Source organism: Paenibacillus sp. MMO-58, from assembly GCF_037146255.1.
GTDB lineage: Bacteria > Bacillota > Bacilli > Paenibacillales > Paenibacillaceae > Pristimantibacillus.
This window is the reverse complement of the sequence record NZ_JBBCVY010000001.1, coordinates 360,933-383,629: the sequence shown is the minus strand read 5'-3', so window position 1 is coordinate 383,629 and position 22,697 is coordinate 360,933. Positions and strand designations below refer to the sequence as shown.

Annotated in this window: 12 protein-coding genes; 7 read left to right on the top strand and 5 right to left on the bottom strand. The window is 52.4% G+C overall.

All coding sequences use genetic code 11. The features are described 5' to 3' along the window. Nucleotides 1-182 precede the first annotated feature (182 nt). Genes WFJ73_RS01590 through udk form a run of 5 tightly spaced genes read left to right on the top strand, consistent with a single transcriptional unit; the run spans nt 183 to nt 6,405 of the window. A complete protein-coding gene (locus tag WFJ73_RS01590; RefSeq protein ID WP_336771254.1) occupies nt 183-1,661 on the top strand; it encodes an aspartate aminotransferase family protein in 1,479 nt (492 codons plus the stop codon). A gap of 4 nt (nt 1,662-1,665) precedes the next feature. Beyond that, nucleotides 1,666-2,850 carry a class II aldolase/adducin family protein gene (locus WFJ73_RS01585; RefSeq protein WP_336771252.1) on the top strand — a complete coding sequence of 395 codons (1,185 nt, stop codon included), beginning with the start codon at nt 1,666-1,668 and terminating at the stop codon, nt 2,848-2,850. Nucleotides 2,851-2,886: 36 nt separating this feature from the next. Continuing rightward, on the top strand, nt 2,887-4,095 hold the full coding sequence (locus WFJ73_RS01580; RefSeq protein WP_336771250.1) for an MFS transporter: 1,209 nt from the start codon (nt 2,887-2,889) through the stop codon (nt 4,093-4,095). Nucleotides 4,096-4,117: 22 nt separating this feature from the next. After that, on the top strand, nt 4,118-5,743 hold the full coding sequence (locus WFJ73_RS01575; RefSeq protein ID WP_336771248.1) for a xylulokinase: 1,626 nt from the start codon (nt 4,118-4,120) through the stop codon (nt 5,741-5,743). Between the two features lie 53 nt (nt 5,744-5,796). After that, nucleotides 5,797-6,405: a uridine kinase gene (gene udk / locus WFJ73_RS01570; RefSeq protein ID WP_336771247.1), complete on the top strand. Its 609-nt coding sequence runs from the start codon at nt 5,797-5,799 to the stop codon at nt 6,403-6,405. 75 nt (nt 6,406-6,480) lie between these two features. On the opposite strand, the gene WFJ73_RS01565 is transcribed toward udk, so the two are convergent. The 3 genes from WFJ73_RS01565 to WFJ73_RS01555 form a co-directional block, all read right to left on the bottom strand. Beyond that, nucleotides 6,481-7,830: an MFS transporter gene (locus WFJ73_RS01565; protein WP_336771245.1), complete on the bottom strand. Its 1,350-nt coding sequence runs from the start codon at nt 7,828-7,830 to the stop codon at nt 6,481-6,483. A 93-nt stretch (nt 7,831-7,923) separates the two neighbouring features. Further along, the gene (locus WFJ73_RS01560; RefSeq protein ID WP_336771243.1) at nt 7,924-15,411 is read right to left on the bottom strand and encodes a glycoside hydrolase family 3 N-terminal domain-containing protein; all 7,488 of its coding nucleotides are present in this window, start codon (nt 15,409-15,411) and stop codon (nt 7,924-7,926) included. Nucleotides 15,412-15,458: 47 nt separating this feature from the next. Beyond that, the gene (locus WFJ73_RS01555) at nt 15,459-16,820 is read right to left on the bottom strand and encodes an ABC transporter substrate-binding protein (protein WP_336771241.1); all 1,362 of its coding nucleotides are present in this window, start codon (nt 16,818-16,820) and stop codon (nt 15,459-15,461) included. Between the two features lie 313 nt (nt 16,821-17,133). Between WFJ73_RS01555 and WFJ73_RS01550 the strand changes: the two genes are divergently transcribed. Together WFJ73_RS01550 and WFJ73_RS01545 are read left to right on the top strand one after the other, a co-directional pair. Beyond that, nucleotides 17,134-18,927, top strand: coding sequence for a cache domain-containing sensor histidine kinase (locus WFJ73_RS01550; RefSeq protein ID WP_336771239.1), 1,794 nt, complete (start codon nt 17,134-17,136; stop codon nt 18,925-18,927). A gap of 3 nt (nt 18,928-18,930) precedes the next feature. Next, a complete protein-coding gene (locus WFJ73_RS01545) occupies nt 18,931-20,568 on the top strand; it encodes a response regulator (protein ID WP_336771237.1) in 1,638 nt (545 codons plus the stop codon). A 39-nt stretch (nt 20,569-20,607) separates the two neighbouring features. On the opposite strand, the gene WFJ73_RS01540 is transcribed toward WFJ73_RS01545, so the two are convergent. Both WFJ73_RS01540 and WFJ73_RS01535 read right to left on the bottom strand, forming a co-directional pair. Continuing rightward, complete coding sequence (locus WFJ73_RS01540) at nt 20,608-21,618, bottom strand: AraC family transcriptional regulator (protein ID WP_336771235.1); 1,011 nt, start codon at nt 21,616-21,618, stop codon at nt 20,608-20,610. Then, nucleotides 21,602-22,594: a Gfo/Idh/MocA family protein gene (locus WFJ73_RS01535; protein ID WP_336771233.1), complete on the bottom strand. Its 993-nt coding sequence runs from the start codon at nt 22,592-22,594 to the stop codon at nt 21,602-21,604. The genes WFJ73_RS01540 and WFJ73_RS01535 overlap by 17 nt, the downstream gene beginning before the upstream one ends. Nucleotides 22,595-22,697 lie beyond the last annotated feature (103 nt).

The window sequence follows — 22,697 nt, the reverse complement described above, 5'->3', positions numbered from 1 at the left end:
TTTGGTAATCGTACAGATGAAAAACGGTTTTATCTAATCGTTCCTTAGTAGAAAAGCATTAATTCTGTTAAATATTTTTGTGAGATATTACCTAAACTGGTTCCTTCTTTCGAACCGTTTATATATACTTGAATTATTATTTCTCTGCCCCTTGCGTGACCAATATCTGTAGGAGGGTACATATGGAGAGGACTTTTTCGATTTCCCGCTATCCCGATGTAAAGGCCGTGACAAGCCAGCTTGACCGGCTTATCGAGCAGCCGATTTATTCGATAAGACCCGATGCTCTGAAGAAGTATGAAGAGGATTATTTTGAAGCGAAATGCGCGAAATCGAAAGAGATGATAGACGAAGCCAAGCAGATTATTCCCGGCGGCGTCCAGCATAACCTAGCCTTTAACCATCCGTTTCCACTTGTATTTACGAAAGCCGAAGGCGCTTACCTCTATGATGCCGACGGCAACCGTTATTATGATTTTCTGCAGGCCGGCGGCCCAACGGTGCTCGGAAGCAACCCGCCCGAGGTACGCCGGAAGGTCATCGAGCTGCTGAACGATTGCGGCCCCTCAACCGGACTTTTCCATGAATACGAATATAAACTAGGCAAAAAAATCGCCGACAGCATCGACTCCGTCGAGATGTTCCGCATGCTGGGCTCCGGCACGGAGGCCTGCATGGCGGCTATCCGCGTGGCGCGTCTGGCAACCAAGAAGAAAAAGATTATCAAGATGGGCGGCGCTTATCATGGCTGGAGCGACCAGCTGGCCTATGGCATCCGCATCCCCGGCTCCAAATGGACGCAAGCGCATGGCGTTCCTCGTTATATCTTCAAGCATACCCAGGAGTTTTTCCCGAACGATCTGGAGGATCTGGAACGAAAGCTCCGCTTCAATCAGCTGCGCGGCGGCACGGCAGCCGTCCTGATCGAGCCGGTTGGACCGGAGAGCGGCACAAGACCGGTTGACCAGGATTTCAATAAGGGCGTGGAGCAGCTCTGCCGCAAATACGGCGCCCTCCTTATTTTCGACGAGGTGGTTACGGCCTTCCGAATCGGAATGTCCGGAGCGCAGGGTTATTACGGGGTATCCCCGGATCTGACGGTCTTCGGCAAGGTTGTTGCCGGCGGTTATCCGGGTGCTGGCGGCCTTGGCGGCAAGAAGGAATATATGAAATATTTGTCCGCGGGCATTGAAGCCGGAAGCAAGCATAAGAAGGCGCTAATCGGCGGTACGATGGCAGCGAATCCGCTCAGCTGCGTAGCCGGCTACTACACGTTATGCGAGATAGAACGGACGAACGCGATCCCGAGATCCGGCCGGATGGCAGACCGGCTGACCGAAGGACTGCAGTCTTTAATCGGCAAACACAAGCTGCCGTTTGTCGTTTTTAACCAAGGATCGATCTGCCACCTCGAGACCGTAGGCACGATGCATTTTTCCATCAACTGGTCGAAGCCTTGGCAAATTCCGAAGGTATTGTCGGAAACGTCCAAACGGAAAAGAGAGATGGAGCATATGGGCGCGGCCTACATGGCCGAAGGAATCGTAACTCTGGCAGGCAGCCGGCTGTACACCAGCGGGGCTTACACGGAAGAAATGATTGATGACGTCCTTGTCCGTTTTGACCGTATTTTCGGCAATGTAGCCTTATTGGAGGGATAGAAGGATGCCCGTGACAGCTATCGAGGAAGCGAAGCAGCGTGTTATCGAAGCCGGAATCAAGCTGATGGAGACCGGTCTGATTGCCCGCACCTGGGGAAACGTAAGCCATCGCATCGAGGGCGGCCGGTTCGTCATTACGCCAAGCGGCCGGGATTACCGCTCGCTTACGCCGGAGGATATCGTTACCGTTCAAATCTCCGATTGCAGCTATAGCGGCAATATCAAGCCTTCCTCCGAGAAAGGCGTGCATGCCGAGGTCTACAAACGTTTTCCCAATGCCTATTTCGTCATCCATACGCATCAGGAATATGCATCCGTCATCAGCGCCTGTAATGTAAATGCCGTTCCGATTAACGGCGGCTTGCTGGCAGGACAGGTATTATGCGGGGCTTACGCGCTCCCGAGTACGAAGAAGCTGCAGCGCAATGTTGCCAAAGCGCTTTCCCTCACCTCAAACAAGGCTATTATTATGAAAAACCACGGTGCCGTCTGTTACGGCGCCAACGATACGGAAGCCTTCGAAGCCGCTCTGGAGCTGGACAACGCTTGCCGTCAATATATCGACGATACGTATAAAAGCTTAACCGGCGAGCAAGAAGCCGATGCGGCCGCGTTAAGCCGGTTTGCGCTTGGGCTGAGCTATTCCTCTCCGGCACCTGCATCCCGGATGCTGTATCATAGCAGAAGAACGGAGGATGGTTTCCTTATGTTTGACGATTCCGGCTCCGAGCTCCTTGCCCGGTATGACGAACTGGATGCCGCCATGCCGGAGGAAGCTTGGGTCTACCAGCAAATCTACCGTACGCATAAGCAGATTAACCATATTCACTGGAGCGGCATTCCGGAGATTACGGTCTTCTCCCAGACCGGCCAGCCGCTGAGGCCGCTGCTTGACGACTTCGCCCAGCTGATCGGCACATCGGCAAGGAACACCGCGCTCTCCCCTTCAGAGGTATCCGCCGCTCTCAAAAGTTCCTCAGCCGTGCTGATCCGCGGAATGGGCGCTTTATGCTGCGGCGCTTCCTATGATGATGCTCTAGCCGTTGGTATGGTTTTGGAGAAAAACGGCAAGGCCCATATCGGAGCTAAGCTACTTGGCCAAGTCAAGCCTATTCATTACCTGGAAAGCCTGTTGATGCGATTGGTGTATTTGAAAAAATATTCGAAGCAGGCTGCAGTTACCTCCTAGCCGAAAGGTGGAATTATTATTAAAAGAATCTTCCTCATGAAATGGATCATTCTTTTATCGATTGTCCCGATTATCGTATCCACCGAAATGATGTGGCTTTCCCTCGCGCCAATCTCTAGTTTGGCGGAAGACTATTACGGCGTGGGCAGCATGTCCGTCACGTTATGCTCCATGAGCTTTATGATCATGTTTATCTTATTCTCCATGCCTGCCTCATGGGTCATAGACAAATGGGGCTACAAAGTTTCCCTTCTGATCGGCGCAGCTCTGACTGCCGTATTTAGCTTAATGCGCGCCTTGTATGCGGAAGATTTCACGCTTGTCCTAATCTTTCAGTTCATTCTGGCAATCGGGCAGCCCTTCCTGCTTAATATCGCTACAAAGGTAGCCTCGGACTGGTTCCCGCTTCGGGAGAGATCTACGGCAGCCGGTATTCTGACGCTTGCCCAATATATCGGATTTATCGTTCCGATGGCGCTTGCTCCCGCAATCGCGGAAGCTTCCGGCATCCCCGACCTGTTTATGTGGTTTGCGGCGTTGGCCATTGCTGCTGCAGGTCTCGCCACTGCGTTTGTATTCGTGAAACCTCCCGCTTCCCTGACCAATACCGCCCCCCGACAAGAGGTGTTACGCTTCCAATCGATTGGTCTTCTTATCGAGAACAAAAACTATTTCCTAATCCTGCTCGTCAGCTTTATCTGCATCGGCATCTTCAACACGATTCTTACCCTGCTGGAAACGATCCTTACCCCACGGGGATTTACTTCCGAGGAAGCCGGGCTTGTTGGCGCCGTATTTATCGTCGCCGGGATTATTGGCGCAATTGCTCTGCCGATCCTATCGGATGGACACCGGATTCGGGCGCCTTTTTTTATTGCGGCCATTACGCTGCTCATTCCTGCCTACTTGGGACTAACCTTTGCGGAACAGTTCGTTCCGGTAACCGTAATTGCCGGACTTGCGGGCTTCACCATTATGGGCGTCGCCCCGATCTTATTCCAGCATGGCTCGGAGCTTGCTTATCCCGTCCGGGAAGGCACTTCGCTTGGCATGATTTTGCTGATGGGGCAGGTTTCCGGCATTGCTTTTGTCTACTTGTTTGAAGTTCTGAACGAAGCACTGGACTCTATCGTCTGGCCGATGCTGCTGTTTGTCGTGCTGACGGCCGCTTTGCTTCCCGTAACGCTACGCATTCCGGAATCGGCCTACCAGGCCAAGGATGAAGATACCAATCAGTCCATGTAAAAGGTAAAGGCGGGTGCAGCAAATGAGTGCTTACGTGCTCACTTACGATATAGGAACCTCCGGCGTCAAAACATGTCTTTACCATCTGTCCCCCTCCGTGTCGCTTGTGGCCAGCGCTCTGCATAGCTATGAGCTAATGATTCTGGACAATGGCGGCGCGGAGCAGGATCCGGCGGACTGGTGGCAGGCGATGCGGGCAACAACAAGGCAAGTGCTGGAAAAAAGCCGCATCCCAGCTTCGCATATTAGCGGCATATCTTTTTGCGCCCAAATGCAAGGTCTTGTGCTTGTTAACGAACAAGGCGAGCCTGTCCGCCAGGCAATGAGCTACATGGATACCAGGGCTTCCGAGGAGCACCGTACAGGAATTAGGCATGGCATTCAAATTGCCGGGGCTAATGTATTCAAGCTGCTTAAGTCGCTTGCGATCACCCGCGCCGTTCCGGCCAGCGTCAAGGATCCCGTCTGGAAATACCAATGGGTGCAGCGGCATGAACCCGAGGTATTCCGCCGCGTTCACAAGTGGCTGGACGTCAAGGAATATCTGCTTTTCAAATGTACGGGCGAATTTGTTATGACCGAGGACACAGCCTATGCGACGCTGCTGTACGACGCGAGAAACAACCGGTTCAGCAAGGAAATGTGCCGAATGTTTGGCGTCCGGACCGAGCATTTTCCGAAGGTGATTCCGTCCACGGCAATGGCCGGATTATTAACCGCCGAGGCTGCCGCGGAGCTCGAGCTTAGGGAAGGCACGCCCGTATTTGGCGGTGGAGGCGATGCCTCTCTTATCGGCGTGGGAGCCGGTGCGGTTGCGGAAGGCGATACGCATATTTACCTGGGCACTTCCGGCTGGGTATCGACGGTTGTGAACCGGCAGATTATCGATGCGAGCAGCATGATCGCATCCATCGTTGGTGCCAGACCGAAGCATTTTCATTATTTCTGCGAGCTGGAGACGGCGGGCAAATGCCTGGAATGGGTCAAAAACCATCTGGCCTTGGATGAAATCGGCATCTATTTGGAGAAGAAACAAGTATCCGATTCCCAGGAAACGATGTATCGCAGCCTATACGATTACATGATGCATGCGATCAAAGACGTGCCTGCCGGCAGCAATGGCGTTATCTTTACGCCTTGGCTGCATGGCAATCGCTGTCCGTTTGAGGACGCGCATGCACGGGGCTTGTTTTTCAACATCAGCATTGAAACGGGGAAAACCGAGCTCATCCATGCCGTGCTGGAAGGCATCTGTTACCATCTCAGATGGCAGCTCGAAGCGCAAGATCGGAAGATTACGACCTCCCAAGCGATCCGTTTTGTCGGAGGCGGCGCGCTTGCCCCGCTCACCTGCCAGATCCTCGCCGATATTTTGGGACGGACGATCGAGACGGTTGACAGTCCGCAAAATGCCGGCGCCATCGGGGCAGCCATTACCGCGGCAGTTGGTCTTGGCATCGTTCCAAATCTGGATGCAGCCAAATCTTTTGTGCAGGTAAGCGCCTTCTACACGCCCAATCCTCGGAACAAAGCTATCTATGACACTTACTTCGGGGTGTTCAAGTCCTTGTACAGTCGAAATAAAAAAGCATTTGGCATCCTAAATAATCTCAAAGCCAATGCAGATGTTTTTCGAGCCACGCTATGATACAATACTTGAATTGATGGGCTTTACACATTTAGGGGGATTTAAGAATAACTATGCTTATTATCGGTATTGCTGGCGGCACCGGTTCGGGGAAAACCTCGGTAGCCCGCTCCGTTATTGAACGGCTTGGCGAAGATAAAGTCACTTTTATCTCGCAAGATAACTATTATAAGGATCATCCGCATCTGAGCTTTGCCGAGCGCGAAGGTCTGAACTACGATCATCCTCTTGTTTTTGACAACGAGCTCTTGATCGAGCATTTGAAGCAGTTGAAATCCGGGCAGACGGCTGAAGCACCGGTCTACGATTTTGCCAACCACTCCCGGTTTAAGGATAAGACGGTTGCGCTCAAACCTTGCAAAATCATCGTAATAGAAGGGCTTCATGTGCTGTCCGACGAAGATTTGCGTGCGATGCTCGATATCAAGGTGTTTGTGGACACCGATCCCGATGTGCGCATCCTACGCCGCGTGCTGCGGGATATTGAAGAGCGCGGCCGCTCCATACAATCGATTCACGATCAGTATTTGAAGACGGTTAAACCGATGCACGAAGCCTTTATCGAGCCGTCCAAAAAATACGCCGACATCATTATTCCCGAAGGCGGACAGAACGAAGTAGGCATTCAGATGCTGTCCATCCTTATGGAGAAATACTTCTAAACATACGAAAGGGCTGTCCCGCTTTGGGACAGCCCTTTTTCGTTTATCTTTTCCGGTGAAGCTTAGACGAAAACATTAAACAAGCTTTTGAGCTTGTACCCTTTTCCGGTAAGACGAGTAATACCACCCTAACATTACAATCGCTATGATCGGGCAAATGAAGAGCAGTTGATAGACATGGTTATAAGCATGCTCCAGCGTGATGCCGCTCATCTTATGGAGCAAAACTCCGCAAATCGCTACCGACAAGGAGCCGCCGAAAAACTGAATGAGCTGCATCATCCCCATGCCGGAGCCAATCAAATGCCTTGGCAAAATGCTTGAGGTCTGGTTATTAAGCGAAGCCAGCGTGGCCGAAAAAGCCGGCGAGAAGAGCAAGTATCCGCACATGATAACAAAAGGCGAGCTGCCAAGAGCCGTCATAAACATAGCCATTACGGCCGTCAAGACCGCTGTTCCGATAAACAGGAACCGGACATTTCCGTACCGGTCCAGCCAGCGCCCGACAAATGGCGTTAAAACCGCCGATAGAATAGCACCAGGAGCAATCAGGAAGCCAATCAGCATCTCCGATTTATGGAACAGATTCGCCAGGACAAGCGGCATCAGAAACAGGTTGCCCAGGTTAATGATCAGCAGGCAGAAGCCCACCACCAGTAGCCGGATATAGCCGGGCTGGCGGAAGACTTCCGGATTCACGAAGGTTCCGTTACCCTTCGCCCTCCGGATATGGAGCACGTGAATCACAATTGTAATCACGCTGACCAGAAGCCAGAGGACGGACTGTTGCGTTACCGCAATCAGTAAGGAAGTCGCATTAATAACGGTCCAGGCGGCACCCCAATAGTCAAAGCTGGCCGGCTGCGGATTTTCCTTCGGCAGCAGCTTCAGCAAGACCGGTAAAATAACCAGCACCAGGCAAGTAACCACAAACAGGCCGTTCCAGCCAAAATATTCGCTGATGACGCCGCCTACAATCGGCCCAAGACCAAACGCCATTGCGCTGCCGGCCGCAATCATCGAGATCGCCCGGCCTCTTCGCTCTACCGGAATATAACGGCTTGCTAGAACAAGTCCAAGTCCGGCCATCGTACCTGCCCCTGCCGATTGAAGAATCCGCGCCGTCAGCAGAAGAGCGAAATTATGGGCAAAGATTCCAAGCACTGAGGAAAGACCTAATATAAGCAGCCCTATGGCTACCAGCCTGCGTATTGGAGCGATGTCCGATAAGCGGCTGTAAATCACCGTTGATAAGGCATATCCAATCGAATAGCTGGATACAATCCATGAGCCAAGATCCGAAGTGATTCCGAGATCGTTAATTATACTTGGTACCGAGACGTTAAACATGGTCGTATTCATGACCACGACAAACAAGCCCAGCATCCACACGGGCATTACGATTCTGTCATTCAAGTTGTCCACCTTGTTTCCCTACGAAGTTACTTTACTTTGTTCAGTATAACACAAAAAAAGGCGAAGCAAGGTTTCGCCCCCGCTTCGCCTTCTCTTATGAGATTATTGCAAACGGTACATCCGGTCGATAATAACTGCTGTTTCTGCCCTTGTAGCCGTACCGTTCGGATCAATCTTAGAGCCGCTTCCCGTTACAATACCGTTCTTCACCAGCGCTCCAACAGCATCCTTCGCGTAGCCCGCAACCGCATTGCCGTCCGTGAAAACCTGCAGATCAGCGCCGCTGCCAGCTTGCAGTTGAATATGGGCGGCTTCAAGCGCTCTTGCAGCCAGCGTCATCATTTCTTGGCGCGTAATCGATGCTTCCGGCTCAAACAGATTGCCGCCTTTACCCTGGACGATGCCAAGCGCCTTAGCTGTTGCAATGGCATCATAATAATAAGCCGATTCCTTCACATCGCTGAAGTTTCCTTCCGCCGCAGCGTTCAGGCCAAGAGCTCTGACTAGCAGCAGGACGAAGTCTCCGCGTTTCACCTGCTTAGCCGGCGAGAAGGTCGTATCGGTTATACCCGTAATGACTCCTTTGGACGCCATCGATTCAATGGCTTCCTTCGCCCAGCCATACTTCGCAATATCTTCAAAGGTTTTGAAGACATATGCGACGGCATACTTGCTGAAATGCGTTGTTGTGAAGATGACCGTACCCGATGCCGGATCATAATGACCGCTTGGTACCGGGGTTACCGTTCCTTGTTCGTCAATATAACGGACGGTAATCGCATTAACATTTATTTTCTCTGTTGCAGAAGGCGAATAAGGAATAGCTACCTTAACCGGCGCAAGCAGATTGCTCCAGACAACAGGCTTGCCGTCTACCAGCACCTGCAAATCGATGAACGGTTTGTTCGCGAACTGATCTGCAATAGCAGCATCAAACCCGGATGTCGTGCTAGCTGTAATCACGATGCTGATTGTCGATGCGCCGTTTGCGCCTGTTACCATATTGCCCGGAATCGTAATAACGCCAATCGGCGTAACCAATTCAAGCTTGGTTGTACCGGTTGTTACATAAGATGCCGGAAGAACGATTTCATAGCTGCTTTGCCCCGAGGCAGCAGGCACTTCAATGGATACAAGCTTCGAGCCTGCGGACGCCTGCTTCACCGCATCCTCCAGAGCAGCTTGAGTAAGTGTACTGACGGCTCTTCCGGTGGAGCTGTTCACAACCGGTGCCGGAGCTTTAATCGTTACCTTGCCTCCGGGTTGTGACCCATTACCGCTACCGTTTCCTGTATCCGTTCCGCTGCCACTTCCGTTTCCGTTACTATTTCCGTTACCATTACCGTTTCCGTTGCCATTATCGCCGCCTGTAATCGGCTCCGATGCCAAGTGGTAAGCGGCAAAGCTGTCTTTCATTCCATCTTTTACGGCAATAACGCGAATGACCGCCGTGTCATCCACGGTGAACGAGCCTGTATAGGTTTTGCTTGATGCCGTAGGAAGCGAGCCGTCTGTCGTGTAATGAATGGCCGCTCCTGCTGTAGGAGCCGTTAATTTGATCGTTTGCTTCGTACCCGACTGGCTGCCGCTAATAACCGGAAGATCCACGCGTCCACTAATTACGACCGGTACTTCATCCGTTTTTGCAAGCGAGAACCAATCCAGGTTAAAGCCATCGCCGTTATCCAGAAGCTTGACGGTATGAACGCCCGCTTCCAAATGAACGATATCGCTGGCGGAGGCATAATTGCCCCAGCCGCCCGTACCCGGGAGACTTGTTGTTGCCAGCAAGGCTCCATCAGAATGGAACGATACCGATACGCCGGACTGATTCGTTGCATACTGGTATTTCAAGCTGTAATTGCCGGTTTCCGGAACATTTACCGCGTAGCTGATTGTACCGCCTGCACTGACGTATCCCAGATTGTTAACCTGAGCTCCATATTGAATAACAAGCGCATCAGCCATCGTATAATTTTCGGCCTCTACTTTGACGAGTCCATTATTATCTGCCTTTGCAGGTGTCAATGCCTCCACTGAAAGCTGTTGAATATCAAAGCCGCCAACGCCGCTCAAAATCCGGATACGCTGCTCTCCTTCATTTAAGTCGATTGCCGTGCGTACGCCAACGACGGATGTCGAGCCGGACATGTTCGGCACATTAATGGAGGCAAGCGCTGTGCCTTCCGCATTCAGGATCTGAATGCCGTTAGTGCCGCCGTTTGGATATTTCACCCGAAGAGCTACGATATACGTGCCGTCAGCCGGAACATCCAGGTTAAAGTCCGCCCAATCTCCTTTATCAAAGCCAGTAAGCGATTGACCAGCCGTTACGCCGGACACTTGATAATAATCGCTTATCGCAATATTGCCCGGGATCGTAATCGGTTCGGCATGGTTAGCCGTTCCCGCCATTTTGAACGATGCGATAACGGTTTTCCCGTCGGATGAATCTCCATAAGCAGCCGGCGGTACGTTAACGGTAACCGTACGGTCGCCATAATATGGCGTTTCGTTCCAGGCAAGGACCAACTCAACCTGCTGTGCATTTACAAACGTTGCGCTCTTTACGGCAACGCCGCTTGCTGCCGCATCTCCGCCAAGCGTAATTTGATCAAGGCCCGCTTCTTTAAACTTGCCGCCGCTAATGGAAAGCGTAATCGATTGGCCATTAACTCCGTACGGAAGCGTTCCGCCCGCCACGGATACGGTCTCCGCATCATTATTGGCATGTACCGGAACCACCGTGCTCGTTGCGGCAGTACCTCCCGTTGTTTCGGAAGCCTCCGCCGTCAGGGCTACAGCTGCATCTCCGTCAATATCCGCCGGTTCTCCAGCCAATGTCGCAATGGCATGCGTATCGTCTACACGGCTAATTTCCGATACCGTCAACCAGTCCAGACCAAGAACCTGCCAATGTTCTGCCGTAAGCTCGGCGGCAAACGTGTCGCCAAACAGCTCGACCGATACATGAGAGCCGCCCAGAGAATTTTCGTTTAATGCCTGTGATGGATCCGCAATCAGCGTAGAACCTATAACCATCCAGTCAATCAGGAGACCGTCGCTTCCCGTCAAACGTATGGTTTGCGTGCCCGCTTCTAGATGAATCGTTCCTGCCGCAAGCTGCCAATCCGCAACTCCGGTTGAACCGTTCAGCGAAGCCACCTCTGCGCCGTCCCAGGCTGCTTGTGCCTCCGCATTCGCCGAAGCATACCGGTAAGTAATCTTGTAATCTCCCGTAGCCGGTGCAGTTACCGCATACTCCGTCCAATTGTTCCCTGCCGAATAAGCCGTTGCTTGACTGCCTGTACTGCCCGCTCTTTCCACCAGAACGCCGGAAGAGTCCGCAAAGCTTTCCGCCTGAAGCAGACCCGGTACGGTTTGCGCGGCCGCTGCTTTCGCGAACGACAAGCTGTTCACATCCATCTGAGTGCCCGTCACAATCAGCTTCAGCTTATGAACGCCGGCCGTCAGATCTACGATTCCGCGTGCTTTTGCAAAATGTCCTGCATCCGTCGCTTGCTTAAGCCCGCTTCTGCCAATGGTTTGCCCGTCCAGCTGAAGCTCATAAGCTGCTCCTTCCGCCGGCACGCCGCTGTATTCCAGATCGGCATAATAGCTGCCCGCATCCGTCACGCGAACGTTGTATTCGAAGGAAGCCGAAGCCGTATCGTCACCTTCGTTAATGCCGGTGAGATAGGAACCGTCCGCCTGGTAAGTCCCTTCTGCCGCTGCATAATCAACCGCTTGAATAGAGCCTGGAATCGCAGCGATATCCGCACGGTTCCAGCGGTAAGTCACGACGGATTTGGCCGGTACAGCCGCACTGAACTGCGTGCCGTCGCTTACAATCCGGATCGGCTGTTCTGCTGTTGTCTGGTTGATAACAACCGTTACGACCGTTTTCTTATCCGGGCTCAGGAAAGCAACGTTAGTTACTTTATCCGAGGAGCCGTAATTACTGTCTATACGCGTATAGCCAGGTTTTACAAACTTCGAGTATTGCGCGAGCATATAGTACTCCGGCGTCAGCCAATAGCTGTCGCGGTTGGACGAGTCCTGGACCAGCATCGTTGGATCAGGCGTACCCGTCCATTGATGCGTCTTGATGTCGCTGTCGAGCATCACAACCCACGAATTGTAGCTGCGTGCCCAGTTGCGGAAATATTGCGCAATCCGGTCGGCGCCTTCCGTTCCCCATACCGCGCGTTCCGTCAGGTAAACGTTCTCGTCCGGATACAGATTATGCAGCGCCGTCATTTGCGCGAGATCGCCGCCATAATCATGGAAGGCCGTACCGTCGATCGCATCGCGGTTATCCTGGCTCTCCAGAATTTTGGCCGGGTAAGCCATCGTGTCTCCCGGATTATGGTCAAAAATCCACAGCTTCACATCGTTTAAGCCTGCCGCGTCCAGCTTCGTGCGAAGCAGTCTCGCAAGCTCGGCTTCCTGCTCCCAAGGCATCTTGGTGCTAGGATAGTCAATCTCCAGCAAAGGCTCGTTTTGCAGGGTCATCGCCGAGATGGTGATGCCTTGTGCTTGGTAAGCCTGAATGTATTTCACGTAATAATCCGCAAGGACAGGCAAGTATTCCGTCTTCACGGAACCGCGGATCATGCTGCCCGATGTTTTCATCCAACCCGGCGGGCTCCAAGGCGAAGCGAAAAATTGCAGATTCGGATTTACGGCCTGCATCGATTTGATTTGCTTGATAATGCCGTAATCGATATCCTTCTGAATCGAGAAATGCTCCAGATTTACGTCGGTCTGACCGGCAGGCATGTCATCATACGTATAGAACTTTTGCGCCGTGAAGTCGGCTGTGCCAATCGTCAGACGCATCAGGCTCATGCCCGCTCCGCTAGCCGGATCAACCAGATCCCGGACGAGCTGCTTCTGCTTGTCATCGCTCATCATCATCATATTATGAATGGTGGATTCATCAACCGAGGAGCCCATGCCCACCATCGACTGGTACTCCTTGGAAGGGTCCAGCGTGATGGTTGTTTGATCCGTACCCGCTCCCACGGTGGTTACGTCAAGCGGAGCTTGCTGCTCAAGCTTCTTGTCGCCGTCTTTCCAGCGCGGCGCATAATACCAGTTGATATTTTTCGAATCCCGTTCATTCGTCACCCAGGACTCGACGACTCCGGTCTGAACGACAGGCAGATTTTCCGTATTGCCCGGATTACTGCCGCCTCCATCTACCGGCTCATCCGGCACTTCGCTGGTTTTCTCGCCGATCTCAAACCAGTTAAGGTTGATTCCGCCGCCTGTCAGCTGGAAGCGAAGCGTCTGAACGCCTGCTTTCCGGAATACACCGTCAATCGTTGCGGTCTGCCAGTTCTGGTAGCCTCCCGTATTGCTGACCGAGAGTACGCCTGCTGCTTTGCCGTCCCCGTCCAGGAACTTGCCGCCTGTTGCCGTGCCCGCCCCCACGGCGTAACGGACTGAGATCGGATAAACGCCGGCAGCCGGCACGTTAATCTTGTAGTCCAGATAATCGCCCGGATCCGTCCAGCCGACATCAAGACCCGGATCACTGCCATCGGATACCTTCTCCGTTTGGATACCGCTCATAGCCGTGAATGCCTCCGCTTCGATCTTGCCCGGAACCGCAACCGCGGCAACCGCGTTTGGCTTCTCCGGAACCGGCTTCAGCGCGGGAGTAGCTTCGTCTTTCGCAAGGCCGTAGCCAAAGCCGAATAACGTCTGGCTGTCATCCAGGTTGCTTTCTCCCGGTTTAATCGTTTTGTAGGATTCCGTATAGAACGGCCAGCGGATTGGCAGCTTCCCTGTAAAGTCCTTGCTGCCAAACAGAACGTCAGCAATCCCTGCCCCTTCCGTACCCGGCAGCCATGCGGCTACCAGACCGTCCCAATCGTTCAGCTGGTCGCCAATAATCATTGGACGGCCGGACACGAGAACAACAATGGTAGGAATATTCGATTCCTTAACATTGGTCAACGTAGCCAAATCATCGTTTGTCAGCTTCAGATCATTCAGGTTATCCCCGTTAGATTCCGCGTAAGGCGATTCCCCAACAACAACGATGGCCACATCATGGCCTGCTGCGCCGCGTCCATGCTGGTTGTAGGTTACCGTCTTGCCCGGTACGTCCTGAATGCCTTTCAGAATCGTTGTGCCCGGCGTAATATTGCCGGCCGAGCCCTGCCATGTAATCGACCAGCCGCCAAGCTGCAGGCCGATGTCATTGGCGCTTTTGCCCGCGACGAAAATATCGTCCATATCCTTCAGCTGCGACAAAATCGGCGAGCCGTTTACGCTATCGTTTTTTAACAGCACAAGCGATTCGGATACGGCCGTGCGTGCCAGCGCTTTATGCGCATCGGAACCAAAAGTATCGGTTAGCGAAGGATCCGTCTTCGGATGCTCGAATAGACCGGATTCGATTTTCACCCGTAAAATGCGGCGTACCGCGTCATTAAGCCGGTCTTCGGAAATTTTGCCTTCCTGCACCAGCTGCTTCAGATTGGTAATCGTATTTTTCCAGTCGGACGGCATCATCATCATATCCACGCCTGCGTTAACCGCTACCCGGATTTGATCCTTGAGACCGCTGACGGCCGTGCCGTTCCAGTCCTTCGTAATTTGCTGCACCGCGTTATAATCCGAGATGACAAAGCCGGTAAAGCCAAGTCCTCCGTCTTGCTTGGAGCCTTTCAGCTTATCGGTGAGCAGACGTTGATTCGCATGCATCTTGATGCCTTGAATACTGTTATAGGAAGCCATAACCGTACGAACGCCCGCTTTTACAGCTGACTCGTACATAGACAAGCTTGTATCAAGCACCTGCTGTTCCGTCATCGTTGTAATGTTGCCCTGGTTAACTCCGTTGTCCGTATAGCCTTCTCCAAGGAAATGCTTGGCTGTCGCAACGGCTTTGCTTGAGCTGGCAAGCTGTGCTGCCGTTGTACCTTGCATCCCTTTAATGAAGGCCGCGCCCATATCGCCAACAAGCGTCTGATCATCGCCGAAGCCTTCGTAAGTACGCCCCCACTTCGCGTTTTGCGGATTAGCAATGGTTGGGGCAAACGCCCAGTTAGTGCCGGAAGCTTTCACTTCTTCCGCTGCCGCAGCTCCAATCTGCTGGACAAGCGCGGTATCTCTTGAGGCGCCAAGGCCAATGTTATGCGGGAACATCGTTGCGCCGATGATATTGTTTTGCCCGTGAACGGCATCTACGCCGTACAGAATCGGAATGGCGAGCCTTGTCGACAACGCGCCGTCCTGGTAGCCATCCACCATCTTCGCCCAATTGTCGCGCGTGCTGTCCGATTGCTTCCCGTTCGGAAACGAACCGCCCCCGGATAAGACAGAACCGATGAAATACGTCTGTACTTCCTCCGGCGTAATGGAAGCGCGTTCCGCCTGTACCATCTGGCCGACCTTCTCGTCCAGCGTCATGCGTCCAAGCAGGTCATCCACCCGGGCTTCAACGGACAGCTTCTTGTTAAAGTAGGCAGGAACGCTGCCAGCCGGCGCATCCGCCGCCAGCGTGGGCAGGGCTCCTGCAAGTGTCGACCAGATCATCGCCGCTGTTGCAAGAACGGCAATCTTTCTTTTCATGCTTGTAAACCTCCGTTCGTATAATCATGAAAGAGTAGGAATAAGGACTAGCTGGCGTCTTCCTGAGAGCGCTTCGCCGCGTTTGCAATCGTCTCCGTGAATTGCTCCGGCGTAAGCGACCCGTTCTCCAGCAGCTGCAAGGAGTCGTAATAGATTTTCTGATTTTCCGTCGTGAACTTGTCCTGTGCAACCGTCCCGCTGTATGAGGATGCCATTGTATAAATATCGCTCAGCTCCTTCTGCAGCTCTGTTTCGGTACCCGTAATGAACTGGTAATACTTCTGGGCGGGGAATGTAATACTGCTTTGCCACACGCCTTTTGCCCAATTATCCGGCCGGAACATCCACTTCAGAAAAGCAATCGCTTTTTCCTTATGCGCGGATGTCTCCGATACGGAGTAGCCGCCGCCAAACCATGCCGTCAAATCGCTTGATTCCCCTTCGCCTCCCGCTACCGCCGGGATGGCAAAGGCGCCAATATTCTCGCGCACATCTTCCGGCAAGCTAAGGTCTGAGGCCATCCCCATTTCCCATTCGCCCATCATAAACATCGCTGCCTGACCTTGGCTGAACAGATTGCGGGCGGCCCCGTAGTCCTGATTAAGAAACTCGCTTCCGAAGGCTCCCGCCTTTACCCAGCGCTGAATCGCCTCCGCTGCCTTCACCGTGGATGGGTCGCGAAAGCTGCCGCTTCCGTCCATCGCTTTCTTGGAAATATCCCATGTACCGGACACGCGCTGCAGCATCGTATCGAACCAAATCCCGCTCGTCCAGGCTTCGCGCCCGTCGATTGCGATAGGCACGATGCCCTTCCCCTTCAGCTTGGCAATCGCATCCATGAGGTCAGCTTCCTTCTTCGGAATCTTCAATCCGTTGTCAGCAAATATCTTCTTGTTGTAATACAGCACCCAGAAGTCGGAATTCCTCGGAAATCCGTACAGCTTGCCGTTAAAGCTGTAGCCGTCCATGGCGGATTCTACGAAGCCTAGATCCCTTAAGCTCTGTCGGTCGATCTCCGCAATCGCGCCGCTCTCCACTAAGGGCTTTAGAAAATTGCTGTTTCCCCAAGTGCTGATAATATCCGGAAGCTTGTTTGAAGCCGTGTACACTTTGATCTTGTCTTGATATTGCGGATCAGGCGACAAGGTCTCCACTTCAATCCTGACGTACGGATGCTCCCTCATATAGAGGTCGATCAGATCTTGTTCCATCTTGCCTTGTCCAACCGTGCGGTTGGAGTTGTTGGTGAAGAACGTTAGCGTGTATACCTCGCCTGACTTCTGGCTCTGGTTCGTCATGGAGGACACGGAAGCGCCGCTTCCTTCATTACGGCAGGAGGCTGTCAGGCTGGCTGCAGCCAGCAGGACGGCCAGCACCGTGCTTGCTCTTCTCCGGGTGAAGCCGTTCAATCCTTTCCCTACTTTCCATGAGTTGTACAGTCTGCATATCGATTATAAAAAAGGAACACACCCGGTTAGTAGAATCCATTCTTCCGAATTCTTGTATATTTTTTAAGCAGGAGCAAGCTCGGTATAGCCGAACCACCCTAAGATAGCCCCCGCTGGCTGCGCAACCCGATCATTTTTCAGAATCGCTTGTACATTTTTCAGAATATGGAAAAATTGATATGGAACTAAAGTTTCCGGCATAGCCAATCTACCAATTACAATTTATAGTAGAGAGAGAAAGCCAGATATCCGACTTTTAGAAAAGGGCTGTTCTATGATCAAACGACTGCTCCAGACCTGGTATTTAAACCTGCCGATCCGGTACAAAATCCTACTGTGGTTCGTTCCTCTTCTCATCGTGACGATTACCGTTACAGGCATCTTCGCTTACCGGATTGCTTCAAGCGAGATCGTGAAAAAGATGGAGGTCAAGCAGCAAAGCACGGCCCAGCAGGCTGTTGACCATCTCGACTATATCGCGCAGGACGCGCTGGATATTTCCAACTATCTGTTCCTGACGCCCGAGATTCAGGCGCTGCTCCGCTCGAAGCCGGAAACGGGAATATTTGTGACGAATCAAAATGTAATCGATTCCATAAACCGTCTGATGGTGACGCGCCCGTACTTTCAATTCCTGACCATCTACTCCGACCACTTTGCCCCGCTCCAGTTCAATAACAAGGGACTGTCGGCAGCTATTCCGTTCGAGGAGTACAAGAGGCTGTACAACTATAAGACCATATTGGCGAATCCTCAGATTGAAACCTGGAGCATGGAATTGCCGGGCAGCAAGAAAAGCATCTTCACCGGCGATACGAAGTCCAAGCTGCTGCTCACCAAGGTCATGAAGGACAATACCACTTACGAGCCGCAAGGCGTGCTGCTGCTTGGCATTGACGAGAAGGATATCCGAAGCTCGTATACCTCTTCCGCCGACGATCTTGCAATCGCTGTCATTAATACGGACGGAACCGTGCTGTCCGACAGTACGGGACAATGGGTCGGCAGGCCGATGCAGCAGCTGCCTTATCTGGATTCGAACGTAAAAAGCGTCGCGGATGCCGGACATTCCATTCATGCGCGCGACTGGGTATTTGCCGAGCGCACCTCTGCCTTAACGGGCTGGAAGGTAATCGTGATTCAGCCGCGGAGCGAGCTGGTTGCAGAGCTTAACCGAATTATGCTTGTTACCGTGAGCGTTATTATCGCTACCCTGTTGCTGAGTCTTGTATTTTCCTGGGCGATTGCCGGCTTTATTATCCGTCCGCTCCGCTCCATTCTAGCTTCGATGAAGAAGTTCCAGAAAGGCAGCTTCGATGAATATGTTCCGCTCAAAGGAATGGACGAGATCGGACAGCTGGGTGCGGGCTACAACAAGATGGTTGGCAGAATCCGCACTTTAATAGACGAGATGTATACAGCCCAGCTTAAGCAAAAAAATGCAGAGCTTAAGCTGCTTCAATCGCAGATTAATCCGCATTTTCTCTACAACACGCTTAATACCATTGCTTGGACCGCGGAGAGAAACGGGGATAAAACCGTTGGCGAAATGATCTACTCCATGTCCTCTATCTTTAAAATCAGCTTAAGCCAAGGCCGCGATGCCATTGAGCTCTTCAGTGAATTCGAGCTGATCGAGCATTACTTGTTCCTTCAGCAAATCCGCTTCAAGGACCGGCTGACGTGCGAGCTTGAGCTGGCCGCCGAGCTGAAGGATTATCTGATTCCCAAGCTGCTGCTGCAGCCACTTATCGAAAATGCCGTTGTTCATGGAGTCGAGCCTTTGCAGGATGAAGGCGGCTTTATCCATGTTGAGGCATCATTGGCTGGCAATATGGTAGTGATCGAGATTACCGACAACGGCATCGGTATTCCACAGGATAAGCTGGCCGTTCTGCAGCGGCAGCTGAAGGAAGGAACAACGCCTGAGGGCAGCGACAGCTATGCGTTATCCAATATTGCCGAACGTGTACGGATCTTTTATGGAGAGGAGGCTTCTATTGCGATTCAGAGCACAACCGGTCTCGGAACCAGGGTGCTGTTAACTCTACCGGCGAAGCGGAGGTAAGTTATGCTAAGGCTACTTATTGCAGAAGATGAAGAATTGAACCGTGAAGGATTGGTAGAACTCATTGACTGGGCATCCATTGAAATAGAAATCTGCGGGATTGCCGCCAATGGCCTGGAGGCGCTTCAGATGCTAGAGGCTAATCGGCCGGATTTGCTGCTTACCGATATCCGCATGCCGATTATCGATGGGCTGCAGCTCCTGACAACCATGCGTGAACGCGGTTATGAGACGGTGTGCGTCTTGTTGTCCGGCTACAACGACTTCGCAAATGCCCAGCGCGCCATTAGGCTGGGGGTAACCGATTTCCTCGTCAAGCCATGCTCTCCCGATGAGATCAAGCGAACCTTTATCCGATTAACGGAGCGGTTATACGGGGAACGCCGCTTAACGGATGAGGTTAAGGATTTGGAGCATCAGCTTCATCTCCACCTTCCCATCGCGAAAAGCCAATATTTGAAGCAATGGCTCAGTTCGCCGGCAATGCCGGCGGAGAACAGATTCGAACAAATGAGAACAACCCAAATGACCATTGTCTATCAGCATGTTCTGGTCATGGTCATCAGCATGGACGGTAGAGCGGTGGAAAGCTTGAATTATAACCGAAGCGATCAGCATTTGCTTGGCATTGCCGCCTCCAACATCATACAGGAAACACTGGAGAACATGCTGCTGCAGCCCGTTGAGCTTGTTGCGGAGCCCCGCGGTGTAGCCGTTGTCTTTAACGGGATATTCGAATGGCTGGGCGACAAGCTCCGCAATGCCCTTTCACAACTCCAGGAAAACCTGTTCAACTATTTGAAAATAACCGTCAGTATCGGCATCAGCGATACGAAGCCGGATATGAACCAGCTGCATGCCGCGTATGAAGAAGCCTTGGAGGCTTTGGAGCAGCGTTTCTTCCATGGCCCGGGCAGCTCCCATTATTACCGTGACGTTGCCGGAACCGTCAAAGTTCAGCTCCCCGGGCATATTAATCCGCTCGACTTGCTTCACCTCGAGCAATCCGCGTTGGAATACTTGCGCTCGGGCCTCTATGCCGAGATGTTAAACGCGGCCGAACAATGGCTGACGGTCTTCCAGTCGGATTACTCCCATTCCCGCAAAGTAATCAACAACCGGGCGTTATCCTTTCTAGGACGTCTTATCCAGCTGCTTCCTCAGGCGGACAGCTCCACCTTCGACTGGATAAGGGACTTTGAACAACTGCGGGAACAGGTGACCCGCATTGAGACGCTTGAGGAACTGGCCGGTTTTATATACCGGACGATTCAGCAGATCGTTGCAACGATGAACCCGCAGCGTACGCCTAAGCGGAAAGTTCAGCAGGCGTTGGAATTAATCGAAGTTTCCTATGCCGATCATGGGATGACTTTGGCCGGAATCGCCAAGGCTTTGTTTGTCTCCAGCACCTATCTATCCACGTTGTTCAAGCAGGAGCTTGGAGTTAACTTCCTCGATTATGTTCATCAATACCGGATCGAGAAGGCCAAAGCGCTGCTGCAGGCCAGCGATATGAAAATCCATTCCGTTGCCAAGGAAGTCGGGTATTACGACGAGGCCCATTTTACGAAGACGTTCAAGAAATGGACCGGCATGCTGCCTTCGCAATACAAGAAGGAAATGGCCGTTATAGGATAAAAAAGTAAAGGCAAGCCAATTCTGGCTTGCCCTTTACTCTTATACACTCGTTAACTGATGACGCTGACGATAAGCGAGCGGTGTCATCCCCATCTTTTTCTTGAACACCTGGAACAGGTAGTTCGTATTCGTAAAGCCATGGTTGACCGCGATGGATTCCACCGTATTCGAGGTCTCGACCAGCTCTTCGCAAATGCGCTGCAGCCGGAAATCCTCCAAATAGCTGCTGAAGGAGCTTACCCCGTACCGGTGAAAGACGCGCTGCAGCTGTCTTGTGCTGATCTGGATCCGGTCCGCAACCTCCTGCAGGGTTAGCGGTCTTGCGTAATTATCGTAAATATATTGCTGCGCCATCTCGAAGCGATGCGCTTGAATATCCCTCGCCGGAAGCATCTGCTGGCCATCCCGGTCAACGGTTGCTTTGGCGGCGCGCAGCAATATTTGAATCAAGGACTGGCGGATCGTCGTATAAGCCCCAAGCTCGCCGGATCGCCAAGCCATGTAAGCCTGAAGGAAGCATGTCATGGCATCATGCTGATCCATAAACGGTCGAAGCGGAAAATCGGTCAGCGCCTGAATGCAGGCTTCCGACTCTTTGTTTTCCCACTCCGAGCCCCATTCTTCCCGTTCTTCTCCGTCCGGCAGACGCGTGATATCCACATGCAGACACAGCTCCTCCATGCCGGAACGGTTATCCGCCGTTTGCTGATGCACAACGCCGGGACCGGTCAAATAAAACATGCCGCTGTTCAGCTTGTAAATATGGTCAATCAAGGTGACCGTTCCTTTGCCGCGCGGCACGAAGTGGAATTCAAACTCCGAATGCTTGTGGAATTTGATCAGCTGTCCAGGTTTAAAGGTGGTCAGATGCCATTTGAGCACCCTGATGCCGTAACGTCCCCATCTGAAATGCAGATCAAGCCGTTCTAGCGCGTCCATCTTTTCTTTCATAATGGCATAAGGATACGGTCTTGCGCTTACCTTGCTGTCGGTCTCCACGATCTGCTCCCGTTCATCCATGCCAGTCATCGTATTAGCGGATTTCTTCAATACGTACAGCCCGCTTCTCAGCAACCGAGCGGTTAGATGCTTCCATAAGCGCCGTCAGATCCTGCGCCATGCGGATGTTCTCTGCTGCAACCGTATTATTTTGGATATGGTCAGCCCATTGCTCGAATGCCTTGATGCGGCCGCTTGCCTTATCCGCTTCCGTCCACTCCGATTCCCCGTTCTTATTGCTGCGGACAAGAATGCGGTCTTCCGGCGTACCGTACAAGAGCGAGCCTTCCGTGCCGTGAATCTCGATCGTGAATGGCGAATGGGCATTTACAAAGCCCGCTTCCACGATACCGATAGCGCCGCCGGCCGTCGTGAGAATGGATACCGCGTTATCCTCCACGTCTTTGCCGGTTACGTAACCGTACGAAGCTTGAACCTGAACCGGCATTTCGCCAAGGAACAGTCTAGTCAAATACATCGGATGGCAGCCAAGGTCAATCAATGCGCCGCCGCCGCATTGCTCCAGGCTGTAGAAATGCTCAGGAAGCCAGTTTGCGGTTGCGCCGTTATGGGACAAGCGGACGCGCGTCAAGGTAACTTTGCCCAAAATGCCGGATTCCAGCACGTTCTGAATAGAAGACGTATACCAGTCGTTGAGTCTTGGCAGCGATACGGTCAGCTTAACGCCCGCTTCTTCCACTGCCGCCAGGATCTCGTTAACTTCCTTCGTTGTAAGCGCCAACACTTTTTCCGTAAAGATATGCTTGCCGGCTTGTGCGGCTTTTACCATAACCTCACGGTGGATATTGGAAGGCGCGTCCACGATCACTCCGTCAATATCTTCGCGTGCAAGAAGTTCATCCAGATTAGAGAAGAAAGGAACGCCCAGCTTGGAAGCTGCTTCTTCGCCTCTAGCCGGAATTTCATCCCATACCGCTACGATTTCCGTATCCGGATGCGCTTGCGCCTCTCTCGTGTAATCCCATGCATGAACATGCCAATAGCTTAACATTGCGACTCTAATCATATAACTTCCACTCCTCAGACCGATTATTTGGGATAACTTCATATTTACGACTTATTTCTAAGGTAGCATACCATTTACCAAAGTAAAACTAGAACATAAAGAC

Bases quoted from the DNA above. Each gene is read 5' to 3' on its own strand.
- WFJ73_RS01590 (WP_336771254.1), top strand. From the start codon at position 183: ATGGAGAGGACTTTTTCGATTTCCCGCTATCCCGATGTAAAGGCCGTG.
- WFJ73_RS01585 (WP_336771252.1), top strand. From the start codon at position 1,666: ATGCCCGTGACAGCTATCGAGGAAGCGAAGCAGCGTGTTATCGAAGCC.
- WFJ73_RS01580 (WP_336771250.1), top strand. From the start codon at position 2,887: ATGAAATGGATCATTCTTTTATCGATTGTCCCGATTATCGTATCCACC.
- WFJ73_RS01575 (WP_336771248.1), top strand. From the start codon at position 4,118: ATGAGTGCTTACGTGCTCACTTACGATATAGGAACCTCCGGCGTCAAA.
- udk (WP_336771247.1), top strand. From the start codon at position 5,797: ATGCTTATTATCGGTATTGCTGGCGGCACCGGTTCGGGGAAAACCTCG.
- WFJ73_RS01560 (WP_336771243.1), bottom strand. From the start codon at position 15,411: ATGAAAAGAAAGATTGCCGTTCTTGCAACAGCGGCGATGATCTGGTCG.
- WFJ73_RS01550 (WP_336771239.1), top strand. From the start codon at position 17,134: ATGATCAAACGACTGCTCCAGACCTGGTATTTAAACCTGCCGATCCGG.
- WFJ73_RS01545 (WP_336771237.1), top strand. From the start codon at position 18,931: ATGCTAAGGCTACTTATTGCAGAAGATGAAGAATTGAACCGTGAAGGA.
- WFJ73_RS01535 (WP_336771233.1), bottom strand. From the start codon at position 22,594: ATGATTAGAGTCGCAATGTTAAGCTATTGGCATGTTCATGCATGGGAT.